General features: G+C 51.2%; 5 protein-coding genes. All 5 read left to right on the top strand.

Annotated elements, in window-relative coordinates:
• Window positions 1–575 (top strand): acyl-[acyl-carrier-protein]--UDP-N-acetylglucosamine O-acyltransferase (locus HKN79_10215; GenBank protein NNC83941.1); only part of this gene is annotated, 575 nt, incomplete at its 5' end.
• 7 nt (window positions 576–582) lie between these two features.
• Window positions 583–1215 carry an ABC transporter ATP-binding protein gene (locus tag HKN79_10210; GenBank protein ID NNC83940.1) on the top strand — a complete coding sequence of 211 codons (633 nt, stop codon included), beginning with the start codon at window positions 583–585 and terminating at the stop codon, window positions 1213–1215.
• A 54-nt stretch (window positions 1216–1269) separates the two neighbouring features.
• The gene (gene efp / locus HKN79_10205; GenBank protein NNC83939.1) at window positions 1270–1851 is read left to right on the top strand and encodes an elongation factor P; all 582 of its coding nucleotides are present in this window, start codon (window positions 1270–1272) and stop codon (window positions 1849–1851) included.
• Between the two features lie 4 nt (window positions 1852–1855).
• Entirely contained in the window at window positions 1856–2797 is a 942-nt protein-coding gene (locus HKN79_10200; protein ID NNC83938.1) for a UDP-3-O-(3-hydroxymyristoyl)glucosamine N-acyltransferase, read from the top strand.
• On the top strand, window positions 2790–3776 hold a 987-nt coding region (locus HKN79_10195; GenBank protein NNC83937.1), incomplete at its 3' end, for a SpoIIE family protein phosphatase. The genes HKN79_10200 and HKN79_10195, both read left to right, overlap by 8 nt.

The raw sequence follows: 3776 nt of genomic DNA, 5'->3' as shown, positions 1-3776 counted from the left end.
ATCTCAAATTCAAAGGGGAAATGACCACCGCGGAGATCGGTGACAACAGTACTATACGTGAATGTGTGACCATCAACCGGGGTACTTCTGATCGTATGAAGACCCAAGTCGGTAGTGGATGTCTGCTCATGGCATATGTACATGTAGCGCACGACACCTTTATCGGTGATCATTGCATCATCGCCAATTCGGTCAATCTGGCGGGACATATCACGATTCATGACTATGTGATCATCGAAGGCAATGCGGCCGTACAGCAATTCGTGCAGATCGGCAAGCACAGCTTCATCGCAGGAGCCACTTTAGTGAGAAAGAACGTACCCCCTTATGTGAAAGCAGCCCGAGAACCCATCTCCTACATCGGAGTCAATCGGGTAGGTCTAGAACGTAGGGGATTCGAAAAATCGGTGGTCGATACCATCGAGGAGATCTATAGACTCATCTTCGTTCACGGGCGCAATGTGAGTCAAGGGATGTCCTTGGCCGCTCAAGAGGTAGATGCATGTGCTGAGAAAGATGAGATCATCGACTTCATCTCCCGTTCGGAGAATGGGGTCATCCGAGGATTGAACTGATCGTGCCATGCAGTGCAGGGCCCAAGGAATCAGTAAACGCTTCAATCGCAATCAGGTACTTGACCGGATCGATCTGGAGATCGACCCCGGAGACCGCATAGCCATTCTAGGAAGCAATGGCAGTGGAAAGTCTACGCTGCTGCGCATCCTGGCAGGGCAGCTAGCTCCCAGCAAGGGTAAACTGAGTTACTCGATCCAGGACTCCGAAATAGATACCGATAAGGTGTATCGACACCTGACCTTGGTAGGACCCTATACAGACGTCTATCGACAGTTCACATTCAGCGAGTTGGTGGATTTCCATTTCTCCCTCCGAGAGCTACGCAGCGATCTGGATCGAGCGGACGTATTGAAGGCGATCGATGTGCCTTTGAAGCGACCCCTGCGTTCCTTCTCCTCGGGTATGCTCCAACGGGTCAAACTCGTTCTGGCCTTTGCGACCCAAGCTGAGATAGTCCTTCTGGATGAGCCTACGATGAATCTGGATGATGCCGGAGTGGCATGGTTCGAGAATCAGATTGCTGGCCTTCCAGATGATGTCACCTTGGTCATCGCCAGTAATGAACCCGAGCGGGAGACCCGATCCTGCACCACCCGGTACCGATTGGATTCTGGAACACTCCGTCCCGAGCACAAGTAAGTCGGGCTCGACTAGATTCCTAATTTTGTCCACCTAGCAAGATTTAGAGAATACATGGCAAACACATCGGATATCAAGAACGGGCTCTGCATCAATCACAATGGAGGTCTATGGCAGATCGTAGAATTCCTTCACGTGAAACCGGGAAAGGGTCCCGCGTTCGTGCGGACCAAGCTCAAAAATCTTGAGAATGGAAAACTGGTCGACCATACTTTCAATGCCGGTGTCAAGATCGATCCTGTGCGTATCGAGACCCGCAAGCATCAATATCTGTTCAAGGATGACATGGGATATCACTTCATGAATCTGGACGACTATGAGCAAGTGGTCATTCCTGAGCACTTGATCAATGCACCCCTTCTCCTTAAAGAAGAGGTCACTGCCGATATCGTATTCCACGCTGAAGAAGAGAAGCCGATCAGCTGTGACATTCAACCATTCTTGGAGTGTACCATCACCTATACCGAACCCGGTGTCAAAGGAGATACCGCTACGAATAGCACTAAACCCGCTACCATAGATACGGGTTGTGAGATTCGGGTCCCATTGTTCATCAACGAAGGGGATGTTGTCAAGGTGGATACACGTGGAGGTGGAAGTGGAGCCTATGTAGAACGCGTGAGCCAAGGATCCTGACCCCATGAGATTCGATACTCCTCAGACACTGGGGAGCCTGGCCGCTCTCATTGGAGCCGAGATGATCGGCCCAGCGGACCATCCGGTCACGGGTATCAACGAGATCCATAAGGTCGAGCAGGGAGACCTGGTATTCGTAGACCATCCCAAATACTATGAGAAAGCCCTATCATCAGCGGCCACGACCATCCTGATCAATTCCAAGGACTACGATGCTCCCGAAGGCAAGGCCCTACTCTACTCAGAAGACCCCTTCCGGGATTTCAATCGCATCACACAGCATTTCAGACCGGTGACCCATAAGACTGAGGCCATCTCCAGCGACCTACAGTTGGGTGAAGGTTCGGTGCTCTATCCGGGTGTCCAGATCGGGCAACGAGTGAGTATCGGTACGGATTGCGTGATCCATTCTGGAGTGGTCATCCACGATGACACGCAGATTGGTGATCGGGTCATCATCCATGCCAATAGCGTCATAGGAGGGGATGCCTTCTACTACAAGGCGAGAAAAGAGGGAAGAGAAAAACTACATACCTGCGGCTGTGTCATCATAGAAAATGATGTGGAGATCGGGGGACTCTGTACCATAGACCGAGGGGTGACAGGAGATACACGTATCGGTGCTCATAGCAAGTTGGATTGTCAAGTGCATATCGGTCACGATACAGTGGTAGGTAGTCACTGCCTCATGGCAGCACAAGTAGGAGTGGCCGGCTGCGTGGTGATAGAGGATCATGTGACGCTCTGGGGGCAGGTAGGTGTACCCAGCGACCTGACCATTGGTGAAGGTGCCACTATACTCGGCCAGTCAGGAGTCATCGGTTCTGTGCCGGCCGGTAAGACTTATTTCGGAAGTCCGGCCAAGGAACGCAATGAGGCTTTCTTGGAGCTGGCCTACATACGCAAGCTCCCAGAACTGTTCAAGAAAATGAAGAAAGATGGATAAACTCACTCGTCTTTCTGAACGACTACAGCTCAATAAATTCAAGCTTCAGACCTTGCTGGAGATCACCCGTGGGATCAATGATAACCTACCGATCTCCCAGCTGGTAGCCATCTATCGCGGGATTGTAGAAGGGGAATTGGGTCTGACCAAACTCGTGCTGTATAGCAGTACTGAGAACGGCTGGAGAGTGCTGCTGCAATATGGGGATGACACGGATTATCTCTCGCAACTGGATGGGACGGATTTCTCCGATTACAAGACCATCTCGGTGCTCAACACGGAGGACCAGCAGATATTGACCGGATTCGATGTGCTGATCCCGGTGCTTCACCATCGTAAGCCGCTGGCCTACCTGTTCATCGGAGATGTGGATGATGATATCTCCATCAGTCCCATCATCAAGCACATGAACTTCATCCAGACCTTGACAAATATCCTGGTGGTCTCGATAGAGAACAAGCGCCTCATGGCGGAGAGTCTACGGCAAGAGCGCATACGTAGGGAATTGGAACTGGCTGCCGAGATGCAATCCATGCTGGTACCCTCGGTCTTCGAAGTGAATGACATTCTAGAGGTGGATGCGCTCTACTATCCTCACCAAGAAGTGGGTGGAGACTATTATGATCAATTCAGGCTGCCCAGTGGCAAGGAGGTCATCTGTATCGCAGATGTGAGTGGTAAAGGGATTGCTGCCGCATTCCTCATGGCCAATTTCCAAGCCCGACTGAGAGCACAGATCGAGATCGCTCAGACTTTGGATGAATTGATCCATCAATTGAACAAAAGCGTGGTCGATGCCACTCAAGGCGATAGATTCATCACGTTCTTCCTAGGAGTATACGATCCTAGTAGCCGCGAGCTCAACTATGTCAATGCAGGACACAACCCTCCTCTCCTTCTCCAGTCAGAGATACACTGGTTGGGTCAAGGCTGTATGGAACTGGGTATGTTGGACGAGATCCCCTCTATTCAGGTAGGC

The sequence above is a fragment of the Flavobacteriales bacterium genome (genome assembly GCA_013001705.1).
Taxonomy (GTDB): domain Bacteria; phylum Bacteroidota; class Bacteroidia; order Flavobacteriales_D; family JABDKJ01; genus JABDLZ01.
This window is presented reverse-complemented; position numbering and strand designations above follow the sequence as displayed.

Excerpts from the sequence above, each read along its gene's own strand:
- HKN79_10200 (NNC83938.1), top strand. The coding sequence starts at position 1,856 with ATGAGATTCGATACTCCTCAGACACTGGGGAGCCTGGCCGCTCTCATT.
- HKN79_10210 (NNC83940.1), top strand. The coding sequence starts at position 583 with ATGCAGTGCAGGGCCCAAGGAATCAGTAAACGCTTCAATCGCAATCAG.
- efp (NNC83939.1), top strand. The coding sequence starts at position 1,270 with ATGGCAAACACATCGGATATCAAGAACGGGCTCTGCATCAATCACAAT.